The sequence below is a fragment of the Burkholderia sp. HAN2018 genome, from assembly GCF_024704855.1.
GTDB lineage: Bacteria > Pseudomonadota > Gammaproteobacteria > Burkholderiales > Burkholderiaceae > Burkholderia > Burkholderia cepacia.
In genome coordinates this window covers 10,972-35,711 of sequence record NZ_QOBB01000059.1, presented here as the reverse complement: position 1 = coordinate 35,711, position 24,740 = coordinate 10,972, and the positions used below count along the sequence as shown (strand labels likewise).

Sequence of the window (24,740 nt, the reverse complement as noted above, 5' to 3'; positions counted from 1 at the left end):
CATCCGCCACCGAATGACCCCGTTCGGTTACCTGTTTGACTGCCTCGATCTTGAACTCATCCGTGTACCGCTTGCCGCTCATCCTGACCTCCTCGGTTGCCATAAATTATGGCTCGAAGATGTCTACGAAAGGCTGGCCGGTCCAGAGAGTCTGCACAGCTTTCTCGAAGTCTTGCTCGCTGAGGCACCCACTTACCGAGGCGACCTCCAGCCGTTGGGAGGGTTTGGCCAACTCTCTGAACGAGCCGGGCAGCGACAGTTCAACGGGATGTTTGCCTAACGACGGGTTGAAGCGAACTGACAGACGATAGGGTACTATCTCCGCGAGGTTCTTCAAGCCGACTTTACCAGCCTTATGGTACAGCTCCTCGCGCAAATCCGACGTCTTGTTACGCATCTTCTCGACTTTGACGGAATCGGTCGGGGTCTCGAACCCCAATTCGCTGACGCGGCCTACCCCAGCCTTCCGATAGATGCTGCCGATGGCCTTGAACAGGTTTCTTCGGTCGCCGAGGAGCGGAGCGCCGCCCGGCCCCGGAAAATCAGCATGGAACTTTTCCATCAGAGTTTTGGCGCAATGCTCTGCATAGTCGACGTTGGTGAGCGATGGGAGGTCTAGTCTCATCTGCACGCTGCCGTCGGGATGAACGATGACGCTGTCCATGCACTGCCTGAAGCGCAACTTGATGGCGATGAACTCATCATAGTCTTCGAACGCGTCGCGCACGGCGGCGGCCACTTCATCGCGCTTGTACTTATCCCTCTCCTCCACATACCGGCCCGACAAATAGAAAAGTGCCACGCGTTTGTCGACCGAGACCACTTGACCAACGAACGTCGGCAAGCCCGGGACATCAGTTTTGACGTCCTTCTCTGGTACAAGCGCAGGAAAGTGTCCTTGTGCGGCGGACGGCGGCGGCTGTGCAACGACGGCTGCATCGTACAGCGCCTTGCCGTGCAGCTCGTGGGGATAGAAGAACGTCACCATCCGGTCGGCTGCCAGAATTTGCTGCATATAAAAGGTTTCGAGTTTCGCGATGACCTTCAGCAAATCCTCATCGGCGTTGTACCGCTCGAAGATTGCCGCGAGGAATGGCGTCCACGTGCGAGTAATAGGCAGGCCTTTACCCGATGCATACTCGGACATTCGCCCCCATTTTGTAATCTGTCGCAGGTCTCCGACAAGGCGCTCGATTTGTTGTTTCGGCGTGGTTGCCATTTTCTATCCTAGGTTCTTGTAATTTTACTGCTTCTTTTGCCGCGACGCAGTATACCGTCCAAATGTATCCCACGCCTTAGGCATACGCAAAGCTCTCTTTTCAATTTCAAATGCGCCGGGACTTTGTTATATCCCTGTGTCGCCTAAATCAATGCGTTTTCCTTCTTTCACCAATTGGTAAATCAGCTCAATGAAAGGCCGCATGGTTTGACGGTCTTGTTGCAGAAGGAGTTCAGCCAATGATTGATGTGAAGTCAATGCGCGCGCAACCGCACCTTCTACGGCGCCGGGCAGGTTGCCACGCAAGACATCTTCTTTCGAGTTCTGCTGGATTTGCGCCATCGTCGTCCTGTCTTCACCGACGATTTCAATCACTTGATTGACCAACGCAGCTTGGTCTGCTAACGGCGTAGCCTCACCAAACAATTTATTCAGTTTTCCGATGATTTCGCTCAAGTAGTCCGGCGGCGTGGCCTTTCCTCCACCACCTGCTCCAATTGGTTGAAGAATCAAGTCCGCATCTTCTGTTTCGTCCGGCGTTTCCTGCTCTTTGATGTCATAACCCGTCAGCACCAGGCCGGAAACATCCACCTGTTCCGGCGGTACGCCATCTAAGCGCTTCGCCAGCAACTTGGCGAAGGCGGCAAAGTTCTCAAGTTCGGGGTCGCCCAAATCAATCAGTTGCGCAACGTATCCATAAAGCTGGCTGAAACGCATCAGCCCACCTTTGAAGTCCAGCAATACCTTCAGCTCTTGGTCAAGTTTGTTGCGCTGTGCATCGGCTTGTTTCGCCGCATCTTCGTACCCGTTCTTTTTCGCATGTGTGAAAGTTGCTTCACAAACTGCGATGGATTCGCGCAGGTTCTTGACCTTGCCGTTGAAGATGTCGGTCGGAATCTGCGTAACCGCGTACAACTGCCTGTGTTGCTGACTACGCGTGTCAGGGTCCTGCAAATCCTTTGCCGTCTTGAAGCGCGCAGCCTTGAACGCCTCGAGGTGCATGGTAGTATAGATGCCCGCTTTGTCTAATTCAGCTTGGCGCTTGTACACCACGTTCAGGTCTTGTACCTCTGTAATCTGCGCGCCAGCGTCGTACTTGGCGAACGCGGTCAGAATCGCGTTCGGTTCGTTGACGAAATCAATCACATAGGTCGTATCTTTGCCTGCTGCTGTGCGGTTTAAGCGCGACAGCGTTTGCACTATTTCCACGTCGTTAGCAATTTTCTTATCCAGATACATCGCGCACAGCTTGGGCTGGTCGAAGCCGGTCTGAAATTTGTCCGCGACAATCATCACTCGGTATTCCGGGCGGTCAAACACAAGGCGCAAATCGCTACTCGGGGCGCCGGCATTGAGCGAGGTTTCGGTGAACACCTCATCATCGGTCGCCACAAATGTGTCGTTCGTGAGACTCTCGTCGGTTGCGTGCCTGATGTCTTTGCCGGTCAGCTTGCCGGAGAACGCCACCAAGGCTTGCAAATGCTTGTGTTGTGGATGTGCGGTGATGTAGGCATCAAAGGCCTTTTTGTATCGCACAGCGGCGGCACGCGAAGATGTCACCACCATTGCTTTGGCTGAGCCGTTCAATAGCTTCGCCACGTTGTGCGCGAAATGCTCAACGATGAATTCCACCTTCTGCGTCACGTTGGTCGCGTGCAGGTTCATCCATTTCGCCAGCGCGCGTCTAGCCGCTTTGCTGTCCACGCGCTTTTCATCCAAGTCAGACTTGGCGATGTTGAATGCTGTCTTGTACGGCGTGTAACCTTCCAACACATCCAAAATGAACCCTTCTTCAATCGCCTGTCTCATCGGATAGCGGTCAAATGACGTCGGCATGTTGTCGTTCTTATGCGGCGGACGCAACGGGTCGGGGCGAGTGCCAAACAACATCATGGTCGAGTGCTTGGGCGTAGCGGTGAAAGCAAAGTGCGACACGTTTTTTGGGCGCACGCGGGAAGACTGGATTTTCTCTAGCAGCTCTTCCACGGTGAGATTTTCCATCGCAGCTGCATCCAAGGCCAGCGACGCCTGCAACTTGCTCGCTGCCGTACCGGTCTGACTGGTATGCGCCTCGTCGATGACAACGGCAAAGTTTTTATCCTTGAGATTCGCGTTGGTCAGGATTTCCTGCATCGCAAATGGGAAGGTCTGGATGGTGACGACGATGATGGGCGTGCCTCGCGCGAGCTCCTCGGCCAGCACGTCGCTCTTAGAACGCCCGCCGAGTAGCTTGCGGTCTATCGCGGCAATCATGTCCTGCTGGTGGTCAATCTGCTGAATGGCATCTTGCAACTGCTGGTCGAGCACGGTGCGGTCAGTGACGACAATGACCGAATTGAAAATCGCCGTGCCGTCGTCGTGGCGCAGCTTGACCAAATCGTGCGCTGTCCATGCAATCGTGCTGGTCTTTCCGGAACCAGCGCTGTGCTCACACAAATAGGCTTGCCCTGCACCTTTGCCCTTAGCGTCGTCAATCAACCGATTCACTGCGCGCCATTGGTGGAAGCGCGGGAAAATCAGCGTCTCCCGCGTTGACCAGTTGCCTTGTGCGTCTGCCACCTGCCGTTTTTCCACATAGACAAAGCTGTGGAAGATGCGCAGCCACGAATCCTTTTGACAAATCTTTTCCCAAAAGTAGGCCACCGGATATTCGCCGTCCTGGCGTGCTGGGTTTCCGGCATGGCCCGCATTGCCTTGATTGAACGGCAAGAAGAAAGTGTTTTCGCCATCCAGCTTGGTGGCCATTTGAATGTCCGCTTCGGATAAGGCGAAATGCACCACGGCACCGCGCTTGAAGGTCAGCAGCGGTTCACGCCTGCCGGTAGCCTTATCGAAGGGCTTGCGGTCGTTCTTGTATTGTTCTACCGCTGCATTGATGTCCTGGGTGAAATCTGTCTTGATTTCCACTGTGGCGACGGCAATGCCATTGACGAAGAATACCAGGTCGATGCGGTTCCTATCGTTGACAGCGTTGTAAACCAGTTCCGGCACCACGCGCAAAATATTCGTCTTATAGCGCTGCCAGCTTGAAGGGTCGCGCGCATCTTCCGGGTGCAGTTCACTGGCGGTCAGTTCGCCACCGCCTGCAATCTTGTAGCCCTTGCGCAGCACTTGCACCGTGCCGTTTTGCTCCAGCGCATCGGCAAGGCGCGCCATCACCGTGTCTAGCGTTTTCGCACCATTGACCGATGCCAGCCGTTCCCATTTCTGAGGCTGCGTCGCTTGCAGCCACGCTTGCACGTCCTGTGGGTAGAGCGCGTATTCTCGGTCGTATTGCTGGCTTGTGCCCACCAGCCAGCCCTGTTCCGTCAACTTGTGGACGATGTAGTTTTGAAACTCTTTTTCGCGGTGGGCGGTGTCGGTCATGCGTTGTCTCGCAGGTCTATTTTTCCAGTAACAGCGGCGGTGATAAGAGCGGTGCGGTGTTCGCGCAGCAGTTCAATGGAGTGAACAGTTTTGGTGACAAGAGTGTCAATGCGCGATGTTTTTCGCTCAATGTACTCGATTATTTTTTTCTGCTCCAAGCAATCAGGGACTACCACTGGCAACGCCCCAATCACAGACCAATCAGCACGTGGCATTTTCACGCCTTGGCATGACGCTTCAATTTGTTGTGTGATTTCTATTGTTAAAAGCCAATGATTTAGCCATTTTGCTAAAATTCCCTGTGGTTGAAATACAAGAAACTCAGTCGAACAAGCGCCGTCAAATTCCGCGACGAAAGATTTTCGAAGATATGGGCGCAATTTTCCATAGAGTACATTTCCTTTGGAAAAAACTGCTACAGTTGAATCTTCAACCAGCCTGGAAGAGCCAGCTGTCGGTTCATAACGACCTGTGCCTGCAGCAACGTCCTCAAGTCCCACATACGTCCATTCACTGGGAACATCCGTAATTCGTTCTGGGCGAAGTGATGTGACTCGCTTTATTGGGATGACTTGCCATGCTGCGGGAATTTTCCCGAGCCACTCCACGCCAGAATCCTTCATCTTCGCGTTCGGATTCAAACCCTTGGTCACCGCATGAGTAATGAGTGCTTGGCGTTTTTCGGAAAGCAGTTCGATGAAGCGAGCCTTGCGAGCGATAAGTTTGTCAATGCGGGCGGTTTCGCGGTCGAGATGGTCCGCGATGGCAACCTGCTCCTTGCGCGGCACCACCGGTAATGCAACTTTCGAGAAATTCTCGAAGCGCAATGCCTGACCATCGCGTACCAAGTCGGATGTGCTTTGCAATGCCTGGATGTAGGTGTCGCTTTTGAACAGATGGCGAAAGAAGCGAGGTTCGACCCATTTTATAGGGGTCAAAGCAACGTAAGCCGAACTTACCGAGCCGGTATGCGTCGAGTATTCCAACCCGCCCTGAAAGCTACGCATACTGATGACGAAGTCCCCGGCGTCAACGTGCTTCAAGATGTCGTGGCCTTTTTGTACCTGAACAATCCGACGGCCCTCAAGTTCCATGAATTCCGCTTGTGGAAGCAAGCCGTATTTCTGTGATACCGTCAGTTGCGTTTCTCCAGCAAACGCGGATTGATTGCGTTCGCTGAAAAGCCGGCGGCTCTGCACCACATCCCAATGTGCAGGCACTTTGCCCAACCACGCCACTCCGGAATCCTTCATTGCCGCATGAGGCTTATGCGCCGTCATTCCGCCACCTCATCTAGCAGCGCCGCAATCTCCTTCTCCACCGCCTTTAGCTCCGTGTCAATCTCGTGCAGGTCGCGCGGCGGCTCGTACCTATAGAAATAACGGTTGAAGTTGATTTCGTAGCCTACTTTGCCGATGCCGCCGTCGCGCTCGTCCCGATAACTTCCATCTACCCACGCATCCGATACATGCGGCAGCACTTCTGCCTTCATGTAATCGGCCACGGGTGTTTGCAACGGCACGTTCTCGAAATCTTCCAGTTCTTTGTCCGGCCTTGGGTTGCCGTCTTCATCCAAAACAGGTAATGCGTTCACATCACGTACACCGAAGGCGGTTTCCAGCGCTGCGAACAGCGGTTTGCCAACCTTATCGACGCCAGCGTTCTTCGCCGATTCCACGAGCGTGTCCAGCCACTCGTAGGAATGTGCGGTATCGTCCTGTTTGGCGAGGCACTTAAGCCACGCGGTTTGTTCCTTGTCCTCAAGCTTGGCGAAAGGCTTGCTTGCTTTGAACACCTCAATGGCTTCGAGGGTGATGCGAATGACCAAGCGCAGCGGGCGCTGCACCTTGATGCGGCGATAACCGAAATCGCGGTAATCGACGACGCGCACGTTTTCCGCCGGCTCGAAATCGGCATACAGGCGGGCGATGTCGTGGATTTGCTCGTCACTAATGCGGCGACGCTTGTTGCCCTCGCTTTTGCGCATCGGCGAATGGATGGCGGTGGCGTCAATCAACTGTACTTTGCCTTTGCGTTTTTTCGGCTTTTTGTTCGTCAGCAGCCACAGATAGGTGCCGATACCGGTACGGAAGAAGATGTCGGTAGGTAGGGCAATGATGGCTTCGATGTAATCCTGTTCCAGAAGCCAGCGACGGATTTCAGTTGGACCTTGCCCCGCATTGCCAGTAAACAAAGGACTGCCGGAAAGAATGATGCCAGCGCGCCCACCGCCCTTGGCCGGGTCTTCGAGCTTGTCTATCAGGTGCTGAATGAACAACATCGAGCCATCGCCAACGCTGGGCAGCCCCGCTCCGAAGCGACCGGAGAAGCCTTTCTCTCCATACTCGCGCACTACGAATGCCTGGTCTTGTTCCCACTTTTTGCCAAAGGGAGGATTGGATAGGCAGTAATGGAATTTTTGCCCCGGGTAGGCATCTTTGGATAAGGTGCTAGCCGGTCCCTTAATGTTCAGAGAGAGGTCGCGTGCAGGCTCAGATTCCAAGCGGCGCAGCAGCATGTTCGCCAACGCGACGGCGTGGGTTTCCGGTTCCAATTCCTGGCCGTATGGAATCAGCACTGGCGGTACTTTATTGCGGTCGCGATAGCCTTCCACGAAGTTCATCGCATCGGTGAGAAAGCCGCCGGTGCCACAGGTTGGGTCGTACAGGGTACGAATCAAACCGGGATTGTTCTTGAACAGCGCGTCGTCCGGGTCGAGCAGCAACGTGGTCGCCAGGTGAACGACATCGCGCGGCGTCATGAAGTCTTCAGCGGCTTCGTTCACTTCGGCACCGAAGCGACGAATCAGGTGCTCATAGATGTTGCTCATCACCCGGTCGGGCACGACGTTCGGGTGCAATTCGGTGGCCGCAAAGTTTTGGCAAATCTTGAACAGCACATCAGCACGAGCGAGGCGCGCAATCGTGTCAGAGAAATTGAACTGCTCGAAGACCACGCGGGCATTGTCGGAAAAGCCTGCGATGTAGGCTTCCAGGTTACTCTTGGTACGCGTTGCGCCGAGCGTGCCTAATGAATATTGGCTGGTGTTATAGAACGGCAAACCTGCCGTTTGGCGAAGAATCAGGTCAAGCTGGATATTCTTGTTCTTGAATTTTTCCGCCGCATCGCGCACTTTTTGACGCGTCGGTTCGAGAACGCATTCCAAACGACGAAGCAGCGTGAACGGCAGAATTATTTTTCCGAAGTCAGTGTGCTTGAAATTGCCCCACAGGTCGTCCGCGTTTTTCCAGATGAACGCGGAAAGTGTGGTGTCGGAGTAATTTTCGCCATTGCCGTTAATCGGCTCCTGGCTCTTGATTTTCTGTTCTTTAGACATCGAATAACGGTTTTCTAATCAATTATCTTCAGAGGATGTGAATTTAATGCTGTGCGACTTTCCTAGGAAACATTCATCACGCTCAAGCATCCACCGGTTCGCCGCAAGAAGCTCATTGAGGTAACGCTCCGGGTTCCGCCACCATGCCGCCGCTGCCGCAGGCGGTGTCGTACACGCTAGTGCCTGGTTGTGGGTCGAGTCCCTCGACGACTAGCTGCACAACGCTCTTGGGGGTGTAGAACTCGCGCCCCTTCTCGCAGGCCTCGGAAATTGTTTGATGAGCTATCGCTCCTTGAGCAAAGCTGCACGCACAACCTTGGGCTGAATTTTACCTGCGGCACCGCGACGGATAGCGAAAATCGCGTGGAGTGCTACAACTTGGCAAAAAAGTGTCGTCGTCGCAAGTCCAGCTTGAACATTCCCGCCACGTTGACTAGCGTAGATGAGCGTCGGTGCAACGCCGACGCGCTGTTTGAAGCATGACCCGACGACGCTTTACGACCCGCTTACGCGGCCGAGCCCTATTTATGAGAGGGTACGACGCGGGAGCCGGCGATGGAACAGGTCTGGCTATGGACGAGTCTGTCGAAGTGGGCGGCCTATCGTCTACTTCGCCTTCACAATACTCGGTTCCTTTTTGAGCGAAATGGTCTCCACACCCATGGCGCGCAAGCAGGCGAGCAGGAATGCCGCCGAGAACCGCTTACGATTCACCTTGCGGTTTATCTGGTCGGGCGATTCCTCGATTCCCAGCTCCTCGAGCATCCGCGAAAGCTGCTTGTAGCCGATTTCGCACCGGTCCATCCCCTCTTCTATAAGCCCCTTCGCCTCTTCTTCCCACTGCTCGTAGGGCTGGCCCGGCGCCCGGTCACGGTTGTGCGGCAGTTCTTCCATCGTTCCCTCTCGACGTTGCTCGCGCCTCTGTTTTTCTGGGACTTGAAGTTTCTCACGGCAATTTTCGGTCGTATACGACCGATGCGAAACCGGCAGGGCTACACGTCCTTAGCAAGCCATTTTTGCGAGGACAGCATGCTGACAAAATACTTACAAACCAACTCACCGACCCGACGGCCCACTGCGGTATCCCGGACGAATAGTCAGGCCAGCAGCCGATTGCACGCGCCAGCCGGAGGTGCGAAATGAGAAGCGCACCGTCCTATGGCGTCCGTAGTCGCCGGAGTGCTGCGAACGCCGGCGTCCGACTTACGGCTCGTACGTATGGCAAGGCCCGCATCGGCACCTATGCCGAGAAGGCCGACGGCCACATCACCGTCGAATCCGACGCGGAACGTCTGGTAGCGCACATGCTGTGCATTGACCCGCGCGTGCGCTCTTTCAGACAGCAACCGTTCACCGTCGACCTAGTCGGTGAACGGTTGCTGTTTACGCGTGAGGAACTATCCGAAGCACGCAAGATGCGCAGCGGTCGCGCCGGGGAGGTCGAGTACACGCCTGACTTCGCCACTGTTCAGGCCGACGGCCTGCAGCGTGCATACGAGGTCAAACTGCAGGGCTTCGAGGGCGATGAGCGGTACTGGGCCAAGGTCGAGCGGGCCCGGGAAATCATGGAGGCGTACTGCTATCCGCTCTCCACGGTGGTCGTGCCCGCGGATGAGTGGCACCCGGCCGTTGTCAACGCCCAACTGTTGAAGCCGGCGATAGCTCGGGCCCACGAACACCTGACGGCGGACATCATTGACCGGGTCGAACGCTATTGCGAATCCGGTCCGGCGCTGCAGCGTGCACTGTGCGCCGACCTCGAGATTCCGACGGGCCTGATTCCGTCATTGCTCGCTGTCGGTGTACTGCAAGCAGACCTCGCGCATCACCACATCTGCGCGACGCTCGAACTGTCGGCCGCATATGGTGACCTGAGCCACCTCTATTTGATTGAGGAGCTGCGGTCATGATGTCCGACCTGCGTGCCGGAGACAAGTTGGCGCTCCCCGGGAAAGCGGACAGCTACTTCGAGGTGATAGACGGTCGCCTCCACGCGGGCGCCATCCAGCTATTCGATGTCGAGAAAAGTGAAGCCCTCTACGTCAAATACGATGACATCCGCGCACAGATTTCGGAAGGCAGGCTGGTCCTGCATCGAAAGGGAATGCCACGCGTCAGCATTGCCGCCCAGTACGACAATCCGGAATTGCACGGCAAGGTCTGCCTGCTGAACGACACACTGCGGCGTATTGATGCCATCCGTGACCAACGCGGCTTGTCGTTTAACGCAGCGATTCCGCTGGCCCGCGAAGCTTATCTGATGGAAAACGGTGACAAGCCCGTTCGTTCGTTTCCTTCGCGCGCAACCTTGTACCGAGCTCACTGCAATCAACTGCTCGGCCTTCCGGTCCTCAAGGGGGACAAGAACAAGGGCAATGCGACGGCGAGGTATTCGAAGGACCTTATCGAATTCGTCGAAGAGGTCATCCAGAACGAATTCCTGGTCACCGATTCCAAGTGGACGGTTCTCGACGTGACAAGATACGTCAATCGTGAGGGTCGTCGTCGAGGCCTGCATGTGGCTAAGCACGCCATCAGCCGCAAGTTCGTGTGCGCCGCAATTCGCGGCTTGACCGTCGATGCTCAATACGACCGGATGGACCCGCTCAATCGGGTCGCCGGCAAGTCGTTCGCGAAGAAGCGTATACGGGCAGCGTTCCCGTTCGCCCGCATTGAGCAGGATGCCCTCCATCTGCCATTCGTTGTGCGCACCCCCCATGGCATTGCCCGAACCACTTATCTGGTGCTCGCAATTGATGTCTGCACTGGATATCCGGTGGGATGGCACCTCGTCATTGGTTCGCCGCGCGAGATGGATTCGCTGTTATGCCTCGAAATGTACCTGACGCCTGCCAAGGCGGCCCGCTTCCAGGAATTTGGCATCGCTCATGCGCTGAATATTTATGGCACGCCCGCACAAGTCATTTTTGATAACGGCCCGGAAACCAAAGGCGGACGAATTGTCGGCCTTGAGCGACTGGGGATGGACGTCAAACACTGCAAGGCGAAGGAGGCTCAAGGCAAGCCATTCATCGAGCGCCTGAACAGAGCGCTCAAGGAGGCATTACAGCTTCTCCCCGGCTGCACGCGCTTCGAAGGAAAGGACGGCATGCGTGACCCAGAGGCGCTGGGCGACGAGTTGATGAGCGTCGAAGCACTCGAGAAGTGGATTGTCAGGTGGCTCTATGAGGATTGGGTCAACAGCCCACTCGACCGGCTGCGTTGGGACGAACTGCTGGTCGACTCGGTCAAGGGAAAGACGCCCCATGAGCGCCTGACTTACCAGACCGAAGAAATGGGCCATCCCATCACCATGCCGCCGCCGCGTCGTGAATGGATGGCGGCACTCTTCGAACACAAGAAGTGCGTCTTGAGCGCCAAGACGGGAATCACGCTTGAACATGGATTCAGGTACCGCGGTGAAGCCATGTCGTATTTGTTAGCCAGGTACGGCGACCGTGCGCAGCTCCACATAGTCTACAACCCGGACGATTTCCGCCAGGCGTACGTGTACGAGGGAGATGACCTTCCGCTCGTCACGCTGACGCACGAACACGTTCGCCCGGACACCCCGGCATGGACTTTTTCGGAGGCCAAAGCCCGATTCGATGCGGGCATGGATGACTGGACAGTTCCGGACGAAAAGGTGCAATTCCAGCGCGACATGGACGAGGCCGTCACCCAAAACGGGACAGCCAAAAAGCGAAGAAGCCGCGGTAAGCGCGAAGAAAATCAAGAAACCGTGCGGCGCGCCAAAGAAGGAACAGCCGTCCAGCGAGCCATCGGCCGACCGCTATCTGCGGCAGCGCCGTTCGGGCCATCACCTTCGACCAATCCGTCGCTGCCGGCGGAAGACCTTCAGTTTGATGCCATCTCGTACGAAGACGCACCCGTGATGGACATCGTGAACAGAAACACCGGAGAAAAACTGCTGTGACGCCAGCCCAACAACTGCGCAGGGACATTGAGGCCTGCGAACTTCCTCATCCTATGTTCGTGGAGCATCTCACTGCGCTCAAACGACGAATCGACGACGCGCTTAACGGCTTTGCACCAAAAGTTGTCCGTGTCCCTGGCCCGAGCGGTGTGGGCAAGTCTTCGCTCATCGCCAATCTGTCTCGTGACTACCCTGAAACTCGTATCGATGGACGGCGCCACGTGCCCGTGCTGGTTGTCGAGGTGCCCCAATCCGCAACGGCCAAACTACTTCCTCGAAGTGTGCTGCGTGCGTTGGGCATCCTGGTTCCTGGCAGCATGACAGCGGGTGCGATGTTCGACTTGATGGTGACGCAGCTTCGCCTGGCCGGCACACGTATCGTGATTTTTGATGAGATATCGCACCTCGTTGATGAAGGGTCTAGGGTGCCTCCGCGCGCCGCTAGCGATTGGCTCAAGACCCTAACAGACACGCTCGGCATGACGCTGATTCTCTTCGGCATTCCGCGGCTCGAGAAACTTTTTTTAGCAAACGAGCAGCTGCGTCGCCGCGCTTGCCCTGCTCGCAATTTTCTACCGTACGACGCGAGCATTGCTGACCAAATGGCTGCCTACATCTCATGTGTCATGAATTACGCGCGCCTGTTCGCAGCGGCTGGCTATCCCATTGATGTGCCCGCCCGCGTGTTGACGCAGCAAAGCTATTTGCTCACCGGCGGCCTGGTTGGGGTCCTCGCTGACTTCATGCGTGAGCTGGCGAGCTTGATGGCACACGAGGCACCGCGCGCCATTACATACGTCGACTGCCAAAAGGCGCTTGAAGATGTCAGTCACGCAGGGTCACCGCACAGACGGGCATTCCAGGATTCTGGCATCGATGACGCAGGCGTGGAGCCAGCTGCGTTGAAACAGGCATACGTTCAAGTCCTGACCAGTAACGCAGCGTCCATACCAGTTCGGAAAAAATCAGGAGACAAACAATGAGCCTCGTTCTAACCTACGCTCCCCGGGACGACGAGTCGGGGATGGGCTACTACCGACGCCTTGCCGCAGACAATGCGCTTTTCAATTGGCGCGACCTCGCAAGCTCGGCGGGAGTCGAGCGCAATCGCCGCGCCTTGCTTACACGTACGGACGACGTAGCCCGTAACCTCGGCCTGGAGCCGGCATGGACCGAATTCACCAGACATCAAGAACACCACTGCATGGATTGGGGACGTCTGCACCGTGCGCAATCTGACGCTGTGTGTCCCGCGTGTCTGGCTGAATCTCCTTACCTACGGCACCACTGGGAACACGCCTATGTCACAGCATGTCCGCAACATAGAACCTTGCTGGTCGACCAGTGCAACGCTTGCGGCAAGCGCCTTTCACCGGAGCGGCTCTACATTGGATTGTGCTCGTGCGGTCATGACCTCAGCAGCTTGCCGCTCGTGCCGGCGACCGCGGCACAGCAGTGGCTGTCGACGCTGATTGCGAGCAACGGGCAACAGTCTGGCAGCGTGAAGCCGGCTCTGCGTGGTGCGGACATCGACGTGCTGGTGAAGGTCATCCGCACACTCTGTCAACATGCGGCCCCGACGCACCCTGGGTTGCCGCGCAGCGCGGCATTACCGAAATTCGTCACGGAAGCGGTCGAATATCTCTCGCCGCTCGAATCCTTGCTAGCCGACTGGCCAACTGGTTTCCGGCATCACGTCGAGCAGCGCATCGCCGCCGGCCGCAAGGATGCCCGCACGCTGAACACATTGCTGGGCGACTGGTACGTCAATTTGCGCAAGGTTTGCCAGGGCACGATGCTCGAGCCCCTGTTGCAAATCATCATCGATGTCGCGGCCCAGCATTCCGATTGCGTCTTAGGCCTGGATTCGGCCAAGGCAATAGCCGAGGATGCGACTGGATACATGCGTGCGCCGGATGCCGCGAAGGCCATTGGCATCAGCGTTTCACGCCTGCATGACTCCATTCTCGCCGGTGAGTGCGAGCACCGTACACGGCGCACCGGCACACGCGGCCAATTGTTCGAAATCCCGTGCGCCGAGGTTGAGCGCATCCAGCAGCAACGCGGCGAATGGATTTCCGATAGTGAAGCCTGCAAACAGACAGGCGTTCCACCCGCCGTGCTCGAACGCATGAAATCAGCCGGCATCATCCGGTCAGACGGCCGCTGGCGCGAAGACCTGATGAAGGGTGGCCCGGTCGAGCGCCAATCCATACGGGATTTGTATGAGCGTGTCGACCAGCAGGTCGAACCTGCTGCCATTGCCGATGATTCGATGCTCACGTGGGCAGAGATGACCAGCCGACGTATGGGTGACCAGCGGGCCATCGAGTCGCTGATGCAGGCCATTGCAAACGGCAACGTGAAAGCCATCAAGCACGCTCCGACACTGGGCGAAATGTCCTTCTTGATAGCAGACGTTTCGCGGTATTTCGGCACGCCGCTGCTCGAGGCCGGCATGTCGATTCAGCAGCTCGCGAAAGCGACCGGCTGGAAATGGGAGTCCATTCAGCACTGGGTAGACGAAGGGTTACTGGCGTCCGTTTCGATTCAACGACGCGGCCAACCTTGCCACGTCGTACTACCGCACCAGTTGCTGGCGTTCAGGCAGGCCTACGTCCCGCTCGCAGACCTGGCGCGTGCCATGGGCACGACGTCGTCAGCGTTGTCGCGCCTGCTGCCCCGCGTCGAACTGGTCGGCGCGAAACGGCTTCCTGATGGCGCAATGCGGGGCGCGCTGATTCGTATCGCCGACCTCGGCCGGTTGGCCGTTATCGGCGCAAGAGCCGGGCACGACCTGTTTGTTCCTGCATCGTTGGCGCTATGAGAAAGCGATACGTCGAACCGACAGTGTGCATCAACCGGCGACGGATGCGCCGTTCTGGACGTGGTTCGACTCTCACGTAGTGCAGCCCGGACCAAGTAACTGAGCAGAAGGATGTGACTTCCCACCACCAGGAGACTGCGATGCCCATCTGGAAACCACGGCCAACGTCCGAATTGCCCACGATTCAGTTATCTCGATGGTGCATATTCGAAACGCAGAACGCGAGCCGACATTTTGTTGGCGTAGACATGCTGGACTCGTCGGGACGAGTCAGCTCTCAGATTGTGACGTTCGACCGGGTCACCTTGCAGGGGGTGACTCAATCGGGACGCATATACGAACTGGTCGGCAAGAAAGGCTGGTCACTCGACGGCGAGTACATCTGGAAAAGATGGTGCGAACTGAACGAGGTGACGTCATACACCGACGTCACTGAACGCCTTCTTGATGGAGCTGATGATGACGACCCCATATGAACGTACGAAAGCCGTCATTGAAACGCGCGAGTTCCTGAAGTTGCTCGCCTCTTCCGACGGCGTCGCTAGCCGTAGGGAAATTCAAGCATTCGCGGTACGGTTGCTTCGTCACTACCCGCTCGATATCGACCTAGGGGTTTCAGCAGCAGCATTGCCCGGACTCTGGACCGCACCTCAGCAACGATGAAGTCCGGACGAGGGCGGATGGCGGTGTAGGCAGACAGCCAGTGCATTGCAGGACGCGCTCCATAATTTGATGGTTTGACCGGTAGAACCGTGCTGCCACTGAAAGGCATCTGTACTTGACAGGCTATGGGTCAAAATCATCGGCCGTGGGGCGCTACCTGCGGATAGACGATGAAGGTAGTCGTTTGCGGTCTACCAGCGTCGTATCGACAACGCAGAAGATAGCGGCTGCCGCTCGTTTCACAACGATTGCGACAATCTCAAAGCGGCTCAGCCTTGAGCATATCCGTGGGTCTGAGTCGCTGGGTGGTGAGGCTGAGCCCAGCCCTCCCTACGGCACCGATGCCCGGGAGAACCTTCCACTCGACCTCTCCACCCACATTGTCACCGGTATGGAGCCGCCTCGCCCGCCAGCCTATACGCGCCCTCCGGGACGCTAGCTTCGCCATCCCGTTGCCGATATCTCAGACGCTATCCCCACAGTCTCGGCTTTCCCCTGCGCGCTGCCGGTGGATTCCCCCGTTCACGCAAGCGGCATTGCATTGTACGGCCGAAGCCAACCAGACGGGTTGGGCGGCACTCCTGCCCGGCGGCTCGATGACTCGGCGGGCAGCACGAACGCACTGCATAGCGGTATAGGGCGTGAAGGCACTACAACGAGTGCCAATTCTCTCATTCTATTATTCAATCGTTCAGCATAAGCTGATAGCGTACTGTTCGCGACGAGTTGCGACCGGCTGCTCAAACACTGGTTCCCGATGACTCGGTCCATAGCGTGTCTCGTGAGGTCGGATTCCCCATCGCTAGAACCGTATGTGGTGTTGTTCGGCGACACGCGTCTGAGCTGAAACGGCCAATGCTCATGTGCCATCCGTGGAGAAAGAGGGGAGCTCACCATCGCGCTAGCTGCGGAGCCAGGAAAGCCAGTATATTGACGGTCTCAAGATGCTTCAGATTGATTGCCGGGGATTTCACGTGCCGCACACGCTCACAGCAAAAGAACAAACGCTGCAGAAGATTTTCAGCGATGAATATGTGTTTACGATTCCAGGCTATCAGCGTCCCTATTCTTGGGGAAACGACCAAGCGCAGGAACTCCTTGATGACTTGCTGAGTGCGCTCGAAGTCTCCCCAGAACAGCTCGGGGATTGTGTGCCGTACTTTCTTGGCAGCATCGTCCTCATAAAGAGCGAAACTTCACCAGATGCGACCGTTGTGGATGGCCAGCAGCGCTTGACCACGCTGACGCTGCTTCTTTCAGCCATCAGAGCCACAATCCGCGACCGCGCGGTGCAGGTAGGCATCACGAAACGTATCTACGAGCACGGCGATGTCGTCTCGGCCACCGAAGCGAGCTACCGGCTGTCGTTGCGCGAGCGAGACAGAGATTTTTTCCGTCAGTACATCCAACACGAGGACGGCCTCGCCAAACTCATTGAGCTAAACTCGACGCTGCCTACCAGCGCGCAGGAGCGCTTGCGGTCCAATGCCAAGGTCTTCATGAGCGGCCTGTCGAAGTTGCAGGAGGTCGAGCTCAAGAGACTGGTCCAGTTCATAATCACGCGTTGCTACCTCGTTACCGTGGCAACACCGGACCTTGATTCTGCGTATCGTATTTTTGGTGTCCTTAATAGCCGCGGTCTCGATTTGAGTGCCACGGATATCTTGAAAGCAGAAATCATCGGGGGAATTGAACCCGTTCTGCGAGAGATGTACACGAAAAAGTGGGAAGACGCTGAGGAGGACTTGGGGCGCGACGAGTTCGGCGACCTATTCAGCCATATCCGCATGGTGTACCGCAAAGCCAAGCCGCAGGGGACATTGCTGAAGGAATTCAAGGAGCATGTTACACAGGCAGCCGAATCGCAGAAGCTTGTCGACTCTGTTCTTCTACCGATGGCGAGAGCTTTCGCTGCTCTCACCGATGCCGATTACGCCAGCACAATGCATGCGGAGTTGGTGAACGAGCATCTGCGTTGGCTTAACAAGCTGGAATTCAAGGACTGGTTGCCACCGGCCTTGGCCTTTTACGTTCGGCATTCCGAGCATCCGGACTTGATGCTGACTTTCTTCCGCGACCTCGAACGCCTTGCGTATTCGATGCTCGCGCGAAAAATTGGGGTCAATGGTCGTATCGAACGCTTCTCGGCGTTAACGGGCGCCATCGAAAATGGCCAAAATCTGTTCGCCGAGGCATCACCGTTGCAACTTTCCCCGAGTGAGCAATACGACACCTATTCGGTGCTGAACGGCCCGCTGTATGACACGCACTCTGCACGTGCCGTAGCGCTGTTGCTCTTACGCCTGGACCGTCTTTTGTCCGATGGCTCCGCGGTGTACGAACATGAGGTTGTCTCGGTCGAACATGTGATGCCCCAACAGCCCGCGCCGAATAGCCAATGGGCGACGTGGGTTCCCGATGCGAAAATCTATCAAAGCTGGGTCCATCGGCTTGGCAACCTCGTGCTACTGAGCCGCAAGAAGAATAGCTCCGCGAGCAACCGAGAGTTTTCCTGGAAGAAGAATTCCTATTTCACCAAAGGCGGTGTTTCCGGCTTCGCTCTTACCACTCAAGTGCTGCAGCATTCGGAGTGGACCGTGGACATCATGCAAGCGCAGCAGGCTTCGATGATGCAAGTGTTCGAGACGCACTGGCGTCTGGAGGAGCGCAAGAGCAAATCGGAAATTGCTAAGGAATTGCTTGGCGAGCTGTCATCGGACAGTGATGGCATCTACTTCGAGTTGGAAAGCGCCAAGCATGGCCTCGCCGCAGTGGCGCGGAAAAGTAGCAGCACGTTCACCATTCTCGCGCAGTCGCAAGCGCGATTGGAATGGACAGGGCAACCACATTCATACCAGCAGTTGAGAGAAAGTTTGCGGACGTTTGGTTCTCTACAGCTGTCGGCGGACCGCTCCCATCTGGTGTTCACGCAGGATGTGAACTTCATCAGTCCCAGCGCCGCATCCGCTACCGTCTTGGGCAGAACGGACAACGGGCGGAATTCGTGGCGCCTCAAAGGAACAACGATTACCTATGCCGCATGGCAGGACAATTTGCCGGCCGACAAATCGCCGAGCGAGACCGAAGGAGATGACCAGTAATTTCTGAGGCGAAGTTCGGTCCTCTGAACCTACCGGCCACACTGCTTAGCAAGCTCGCAGCACACCGGTACCTGCCTGTCGCACTGGCCTAAACAACGGACTGGCGCGACAGGTGGGTGCCGACATCAAACGTCCGCCGATTGCCATTCGACAAAGAGCATCCGCTCGACCTCGAGCATGGTTGTTTCATGCGCTTGAAGCAGGTCGCCGAGATGCTTCTGGTCAACCAACTCGACAGAGTTCAAATGCGCGTTTTCCTTCGCCTGCGCATTGAAGAACTGATTTGTGACACAGACTTTTTCGAACGACACATTGGGGTGCCTACGTCGGTAGAACGCTTCGCCAGCCACGACCTCCTTCACTGCGTCCCATCCGAGTTTTGTTCCGTCAATTCCGCTGGACTTGGCCTGAATAAGCTGACCTCGATTTCCGTCAATGGCCACAATGTCGACGCCGTTGTCATTCGTACCCGGTGTCCGGTAGCAGTTATACCCACGCTTGCTCCAAAGTGCGCCTACAAGGCACTCGAAGTGTTGCCACCCCATGCGCTGTGCCATATCCAGCGTGATGCGTTCATCCAGGCCGTCACTCTGCGAGTGCGGCACCACGTCCGTGAGGTTAAAGTCGGACGGCGCCACGTCTCCGGCGCCGTTGAGCATGTCCTCTGACAACCCTCTCTTATGAGCTAGCAACTGGTCGAGCTTGACGTCGAAAGTCATAAAGTCGTCAGCCCAAACAGTTGGGTAATACACGTACACAGGCTTCGTCTGATTGATGCGGTACGCACGGTCGGTGGCCTGGTCTTCTTTGGCCGGATTCCATGTGCGCGAGTAATGGATAACGTGGTTCGCCGCCTGGATGTTTACGCCGAATCCGACGGCGACCGGCGAAAGAACAAGGACACCGAAGCCCGGCGTGTCTTGAAAGGCCTTGATTCTCTTTTGCCGACTGGCGACGTGACTCGAGGACGCACTTGTATCACCGTTAATGATGTCAGGACGATACCCGAATTCGGCTTCGATGTAATGCTGCAGGAGTCGCTGAATCTCCCGGAACTCGCAAAAGACGATTGCCTTCTCGCCCTTCGCTCTGATTTCGGAGAGCTGCCCAAGTAGCCAATTGAGCTTCGGGGATTTCGCACGATAGTCGCCCAATGGTTCCGGCTTGAACACGCTTAGACCGTGCACTCGTGGGTCAGTACATACCAGCCTTAGGTAGTGTAGCAACCCGAGGTGATTCTTGAACGGCGTCGTATGGTTGGGCTCCTGGCGCCGTTTGAAGCCATCCACCGCCTTCGCGTAAAGGTTCCGCTGAACGCCAGAAATTGAGAGCCGCCGGCAATCTTCGACAACGATTTTCGGAGGTAGTCCCGTATCGACCTCAGTCTTCAGCCGCCGGAGAATCTGCGGCGAGATGCGAGCGCGCAACTCTTCGACACGAGCTTTTTCTTCATTAGTCTTCGCCTCAATCGGCTTCCGGTACCGTTCACCAAAGTCGTTCAAGGCACCGAGCAAGCCCGGCTGCACATAGTCGAAGAGACACCACATATCGGCCAAGGAGTTCTCCACCGGCGTCCCGGTGCATGCAATCCTGAACGCGACATTCTGCTTCTTGGCGGCCCGGGTCACCATTGCGGCTGGGTTCTTGATGCGCTGCGCCTCGTCGCACACCATCAGAGACCACTTTTGCGCCGCAAACGAAAACTCCAAGTCTCGCAATGTCTCGTATGTCGTCAAAACCACCTTGGCGTCGCCAATCCAGTTGGGCTTCAAAAACTTGACCAGGCCATCCTCGGTCTGTAAGCGCTGGTCTATCTGGCTACGGGGTACGCGAAACTCGGCAAGACTGTCGCCGTATGCAGTCAATAGGGGCAATGCTCCAGGCTGAAAGAACTTGTTAGCTTCCTCTGCCCAGTTTTCCAGCAGTGAGACCGGCGCGACTACGAGCATTGGATTCATGGTGGGGTCCCTCTCCAGCAACCACGCCATAAGCGCCAGCAATTGGAAGGTCTTACCCAGCCCCATGTCGTCGGCAAGGATGGCGCCCCGAACCTGGTAATCCGTTTGCAAGCTGAAGAGATGCTGCATCCACGCGAGCCCCGCTTGTTGATGCGACAACAATGAGAACTCCGGGCGAATGCTTTTCGGAAGCTTCGGACGAGCGGGCACGGCCTGTAGTGCTTCACGACGCAACTCTTCGTACTCGAGTGCCTGAATGTTTGCTCGCAGAACTAGCTGCTTTTTGGTCACGCTTTCGCTGGGTCGTTTGCGCGCGTTTTCTGGGTCAAACTGCTTACCCGACTCCAAATCTGAAAAGACGCTCTCGAACGTCGAGATGATTTCTTTCGCGTCAGCCAGCGAAATGGGGTCCTTGAGCCAAGGGACGTCGAGCTGCACCATGCCCTTCGCGTCAGCGACCTGTACATCATTCTTCAGCTTCTCAATAGCAAGCTTGTTGGTCGGCACGGCCACCGGCTCGCCACCGTCCTTCGACTGATAAACAATGACAGGCAGAATGTTGTCAGGAAACCAACCTTCGCCCTCGTCCTTCTTCGCGATATACGGCGAATGGTAGGGCTTCTCCACACCAATCGATTCGATGCGCGCAGAGTAGCCAGCCAGGTCGTGGACCTGAGCGTAGGAGACCAGCGTCGGAGGAATGCGACGCTGTGCCAGTGCAGCCGACAATTCCTTGAGTTGCTGCTCCGAATCTCCCTGCAGAGCAAGGTCATAGCCCTGCCAGGCAAGCAGTTGATGGCCCTGCGTCAGCGACCTGGAGAGAGCCAAGATGAACGCGGAAAGTTCGTCGTCGTCGAGCCAATGCGTCTTCGAGGAGGTCGGTCCGCTCGCCACCGCAGATTCGATAAGCAGGCCGACACGTACTGGATAGCCCGCAGCATTTCGCTCGAACATCGGTACGAAGCGTTCGTAGTCGAGGCCGGCGTCCTCACGAGCGCGTTCGAATTGTGATTCTTCGATGACGTCAATCGCGTCTGCACCGAGAGCCGCGAAGGGGTTGAGCAAAAAGGCCTGGGCCCGAGAACCTGCCACCCGCCGTCCGGGCAATCGCCGGATTTCCCGCAGCACAGTCTTTACCTTCGGTGTGACCAGAACCTGGACGATTCCATCCTGCGTTGTAATGTCGTACCGGTCGCGAACTTCTCGTGCTCTGTCGAACGTGTCGAGCCAGTCATCAGGTGCTCCGTCGAAGCTCGGCTCGATTTCGACTACGTGGTCGTCTACAACTGCCACCGAGCGCCGCAGACCTATATTGAGCTTTTCCGGACTCAAGACTACCGAGCGGTAGAGAAAATCATCAAGTCTTGCTTCGGCATCGACTGCGAGCTTGCGAATCCGCCCCCACCCTTGCCGGTTGGCTAAATCAGAGTGGTCCTCGTCGCCACGGCGCGAGAATGCAATGACCGCATTAAAAAGCTTCCATTGCGCGGGACGCATCAGCATCTCTACGGCGCCTTCTAACATCACGGGCCCTGTGATAGTGCCTCGAAATTCACGGCCGCCGTCGATGCGCCATCCATCTATCGCAATAGAGAACTCGTGGTCGGTCAACGAATGGTTGCTTCGCAGATGCTGACGGAATTCCGTGAAAGGCGGTATTCGGAGAACATCGCGCAGCTGCCCGTAGTCCGGTTGTTCAAGGATGTCGTACAAAGACTGCCAATCCAACAAGAACTCGTCCTCGACCGGGCTGACGAGGCCATCATCGGTCAGTTGTGTGAGGTAGCCGCCAACGAGGTCTCCGTCGACCGTCGCTCCCGGGCTTTGAGTTCGCCGAGTTAGAACGATGCCCTTATCCGACCAGTGCCGCTTCCAGGTGATGACGTCTCGCGCTTTTGCTTGCTTGAATAACTTGAACACGGTTTCGCCTTATTTCCACCAACCCTTGCCCGGCTTCACACGGAAGCCCCATTCCATCAAAACGCGGCCGACACGCTCGTCACCTTCACCACCGCGCACCCACAAGTTTCCGCCGAGTGCAGTCCTGTCCTCGATTTGCAGACCATGCGTTGCCGCGAATCGCTTGAGCGCAACGTGTGAGTAGGATTCGTGTGCTTCGGTTCGATTTTGCGAAGAGCCAACGTTCTCACGGGAGGAGACGTTACTCGTCGACTTCGTAGGCTCGTTTGCGGCCTTGGCTCTACCTGAAGCACGCAAAGTTTCGGCTGAAGGAAGAATCTGAAAACTCTCACGCAGTGTTGCCTCGAACATCTCCTCCCATCGATTCCAGCCATGAATGCCGTCTCCATGCTTTAGCCACAGCATGCTTTTCGAGTGCTTCAACGAGTTGCGTTCATTTTTCCCGAGCTTCAATGTCTGACTTGTATTGAATGGCAGAGAACGACTGGCGTCATAGCCATAAAACGCGTTTCCGAGACCACTAAATTCGACAGCAACCAACTTGCCCATCGTCATAATGAAGGCGTTGTTCGCGCCAGAGGCGTCGAGTTCGCGAGTCAGGCCCTTCATTCTCTTACGCAGCGCGACCAGGTCCGGTTCACGTGAATTGCGTGCAGTCGAGCCTAATGCGAACTCGATGTCATCGATGGATTTAACGTATCGCTTCCAAAACTCCATTCGCCGACGGTCGGCAAGACCGTCCTCCGCCAGCTTCGTAAAGAAGGTCTCGATAAATTCGAGCTTCAACCAGTCAGAGACCATTGCTCGAGCCGCAGGCTCGACGCCACCCCATCGGGTCGCATTTGAAGGTAGCCACGGATTGCCCCACCAGGCAACAGCATGGTCGCGCAGTCTCGGGTGCAAGGGGGTGCCAGAGACCTCAGCGTATCGGTCAAGGACCAGAATCGTTCCTCGGTCGCGGAGCACCTCATTGTGTGCAAGCAGACCAAGCAAGCGGGGTAGCAGCCTCACAAACTCATCGTCATCGAGCTTCGTCGCGCCCTCAACTTGCGTAAGCACGAGCTGGCGCAGAAACCACGACTCTTTTCCGATTTGAAGCTGCTCGCAAATATGGTCTATGCGCGACGTATCGCCTTCGAGCAACTCGCCCACATATCGTGTGCACGGGGACTCATCAAAAAGCTGTCTGTTTTCGATTGCCGTGTCGACCCATGAAGGGCTCGACCTGCTATCACGTATCTTGGGGTTCCGGTCGTGAAGGTAGTCTCGCAGGGTCAGCCAGTTCTTCCTTCCCGAGGACGCCACCCCGCATGCATCTACGTCAAAGGAGAAGTAGCTCTTTGCGAGTCCTTGATAGCAGCGCCTGTATGACGCGGTCTTGGTTATGTAGCCATCAACGCTGTCCAGGATATGCTGCAAGCGTGGTCGGTCCTCCATCACGCACTCGCCTTGGGGACGGTGTGGAATACATAGGCCAAAGGACAGAAGATAGGCATCGCGGAACGTGGACACTTCGTGGCTCTGCCAATACCGTCGCACCGCGTCGAGCTGATGGTCATGAACAGGTTCTCGGCCAACACGAGATTTTGCGCGCGCTTTCAACTGTTCGAGAAGCACGTCGATTTCAGTGCCCGAGCGAATCGGCTGCGTCTCTTCGCTGACCGACGATTGCAGCAAAGACGCCAGGTAGTTTAGTGCGCTCATCGCAATGCACAGTCGCCAAAGTTCCCCGATTGCGCCGGGGCCGGAGACCTATCCTCGCCAACACCTAGGAACTCAAGACGCATCTCGACGCGGCGACTCTCCTCGTCGGTTTCCTTCGAGTCATTGAACGAATATCCGCCGACCAAAAACAGATTTCGCACGTCCAGCTTTTGCGCCTCGTCGAGCACACTCGTACCGGTCGTTGCAAACATGCTGCACAACACCCGCTCGCTGCGCTGGAGACTCAGATTCAGGTTGCTCAGGTACGTGCCGGTTCTGTCTGTGTAGCCTTCGACAACCACTCGCTTAAGTACGCGCTTGCCCAGGTCATCGTTCGCCAATGTCAGGATTTCAGGAACGAACTGACGCAACACCGCTTCCTGCTCGGGCGCCAGGTTTGATTTCCCGAACGCAAAACGGGCGCGGTCACCAAAATCGATAACATGTCGATTGCGGTCTATCTTGATACCGTCGTACCGCTTGGCGGCAGTTTGAAACCGGTCGAGGATAAGCTCTATGTCCTTTCGATGTTGCTCTTCGCGCTTTTCTTTCTCCGTCACGTTCTTCGTCACGGCGAGCAGCGCTACCCCCATGACCACGAGGAAGAGCACCATCAGCGCGGTCATCAAGTCAGCAAAGGAAATCCAGAAGGGCTTTTCCGCCTCGTCGCGGCTTCCGCGCTTGACGACGATTTGAGTTCCAAACATC

Annotated in this window: 17 protein-coding genes; 7 read left to right on the top strand and 10 right to left on the bottom strand. The window is 56.4% G+C overall.

Annotated elements, in window-relative coordinates; all coding sequences use genetic code 11:
• The 7 genes from DPV74_RS17275 to DPV74_RS17245 all read right to left on the bottom strand — a co-directional run.
• Positions 1–82: transposase (locus DPV74_RS17275; RefSeq protein WP_162923066.1), on the bottom strand; the 82-nt coding region annotated here is incomplete at its 3' end.
• 24 nt (positions 83–106) lie between these two features.
• On the bottom strand, positions 107–1,219 hold the full coding sequence (locus DPV74_RS17270) for a hypothetical protein (protein WP_162923065.1): 1,113 nt from the start codon (positions 1,217–1,219) through the stop codon (positions 107–109).
• Positions 1,220–1,345: 126 nt separating this feature from the next.
• Complete coding sequence (locus DPV74_RS17265; protein ID WP_119337630.1) at positions 1,346–4,585, bottom strand: type I restriction endonuclease subunit R; 3,240 nt, start codon at positions 4,583–4,585, stop codon at positions 1,346–1,348.
• Positions 4,582–5,865 (bottom strand): restriction endonuclease subunit S, encoded by a 1,284-nt coding sequence (locus DPV74_RS17260; protein ID WP_162923064.1) that lies wholly within the window; start codon positions 5,863–5,865, stop codon positions 4,582–4,584. The genes DPV74_RS17265 and DPV74_RS17260 overlap by 4 nt, the downstream gene beginning before the upstream one ends.
• Positions 5,862–7,922, bottom strand: coding sequence for a class I SAM-dependent DNA methyltransferase (locus tag DPV74_RS17255; protein WP_081069344.1), 2,061 nt, complete (start codon positions 7,920–7,922; stop codon positions 5,862–5,864). The genes DPV74_RS17260 and DPV74_RS17255 overlap by 4 nt, the downstream gene beginning before the upstream one ends.
• Before the next feature lie 112 nt (positions 7,923–8,034).
• The gene (locus tag DPV74_RS17250) at positions 8,035–8,193 is read right to left on the bottom strand and encodes an N-6 DNA methylase (protein ID WP_308355543.1); all 159 of its coding nucleotides are present in this window, start codon (positions 8,191–8,193) and stop codon (positions 8,035–8,037) included.
• Positions 8,194–8,528: 335 nt separating this feature from the next.
• The gene (locus DPV74_RS17245) at positions 8,529–8,816 is read right to left on the bottom strand and encodes a DUF6471 domain-containing protein (RefSeq protein ID WP_059915280.1); all 288 of its coding nucleotides are present in this window, start codon (positions 8,814–8,816) and stop codon (positions 8,529–8,531) included.
• A 245-nt stretch (positions 8,817–9,061) separates the two neighbouring features.
• On the opposite strand from DPV74_RS17245, the gene DPV74_RS17240 reads away from it, so the two are divergent.
• The 7 genes from DPV74_RS17240 to DPV74_RS17215 all read left to right on the top strand — a co-directional run bounded on the left by DPV74_RS17240 (position 9,062) and on the right by DPV74_RS17215 (position 18,450).
• Complete coding sequence (locus DPV74_RS17240; protein WP_059915281.1) at positions 9,062–9,832, top strand: hypothetical protein; 771 nt, start codon at positions 9,062–9,064, stop codon at positions 9,830–9,832.
• On the top strand, positions 9,829–11,859 hold the full coding sequence (locus DPV74_RS17235) for a DDE-type integrase/transposase/recombinase (RefSeq protein WP_119337628.1): 2,031 nt from the start codon (positions 9,829–9,831) through the stop codon (positions 11,857–11,859). The genes DPV74_RS17240 and DPV74_RS17235 overlap by 4 nt, the downstream gene beginning before the upstream one ends.
• Positions 11,856–12,842 (top strand): TniB family NTP-binding protein, encoded by a 987-nt coding sequence (locus tag DPV74_RS17230; protein ID WP_230947424.1) that lies wholly within the window; start codon positions 11,856–11,858, stop codon positions 12,840–12,842. Before DPV74_RS17235 ends, DPV74_RS17230 begins: the two co-directional genes overlap by 4 nt.
• A complete protein-coding gene (locus tag DPV74_RS17225) occupies positions 12,839–14,686 on the top strand; it encodes a TniQ family protein (protein WP_119337627.1) in 1,848 nt (615 codons plus the stop codon). The genes DPV74_RS17230 and DPV74_RS17225 overlap by 4 nt, the downstream gene beginning before the upstream one ends.
• A 140-nt stretch (positions 14,687–14,826) precedes the next feature.
• Positions 14,827–15,162, top strand: a complete 336-nt coding sequence (locus DPV74_RS17220; protein ID WP_059915285.1) for a hypothetical protein — start codon at positions 14,827–14,829, stop codon at positions 15,160–15,162.
• Complete coding sequence (locus DPV74_RS41960) at positions 15,134–15,349, top strand: BPSL0761 family protein (RefSeq protein ID WP_229656583.1); 216 nt, start codon at positions 15,134–15,136, stop codon at positions 15,347–15,349. The genes DPV74_RS17220 and DPV74_RS41960 overlap by 29 nt, the downstream gene beginning before the upstream one ends.
• 974 nt (positions 15,350–16,323) lie before the next feature.
• The gene (locus DPV74_RS17215; protein WP_119337632.1) at positions 16,324–18,450 is read left to right on the top strand and encodes a DUF4357 domain-containing protein; all 2,127 of its coding nucleotides are present in this window, start codon (positions 16,324–16,326) and stop codon (positions 18,448–18,450) included.
• Positions 18,451–18,575: 125 nt separating this feature from the next.
• On the opposite strand, the gene DPV74_RS17210 is transcribed toward DPV74_RS17215, so the two are convergent.
• The 3 genes from DPV74_RS17210 to DPV74_RS17200 are packed head-to-tail and all read right to left on the bottom strand — an operon-like array spanning position 18,576 to position 24,739.
• Entirely contained in the window at positions 18,576–22,328 is a 3,753-nt protein-coding gene (locus tag DPV74_RS17210; RefSeq protein ID WP_119337626.1) for an SNF2-related protein, read from the bottom strand.
• Positions 22,329–22,337: 9 nt separating this feature from the next.
• Positions 22,338–24,032 (bottom strand): EH signature domain-containing protein, encoded by a 1,695-nt coding sequence (locus DPV74_RS17205; protein WP_119337625.1) that lies wholly within the window; start codon positions 24,030–24,032, stop codon positions 22,338–22,340.
• Positions 24,029–24,739, bottom strand: coding sequence for an OmpA family protein (locus DPV74_RS17200; protein ID WP_060121874.1), 711 nt, complete (start codon positions 24,737–24,739; stop codon positions 24,029–24,031). The genes DPV74_RS17205 and DPV74_RS17200 overlap by 4 nt, the downstream gene beginning before the upstream one ends.
• Position 24,740 lies beyond the last annotated feature (1 nt).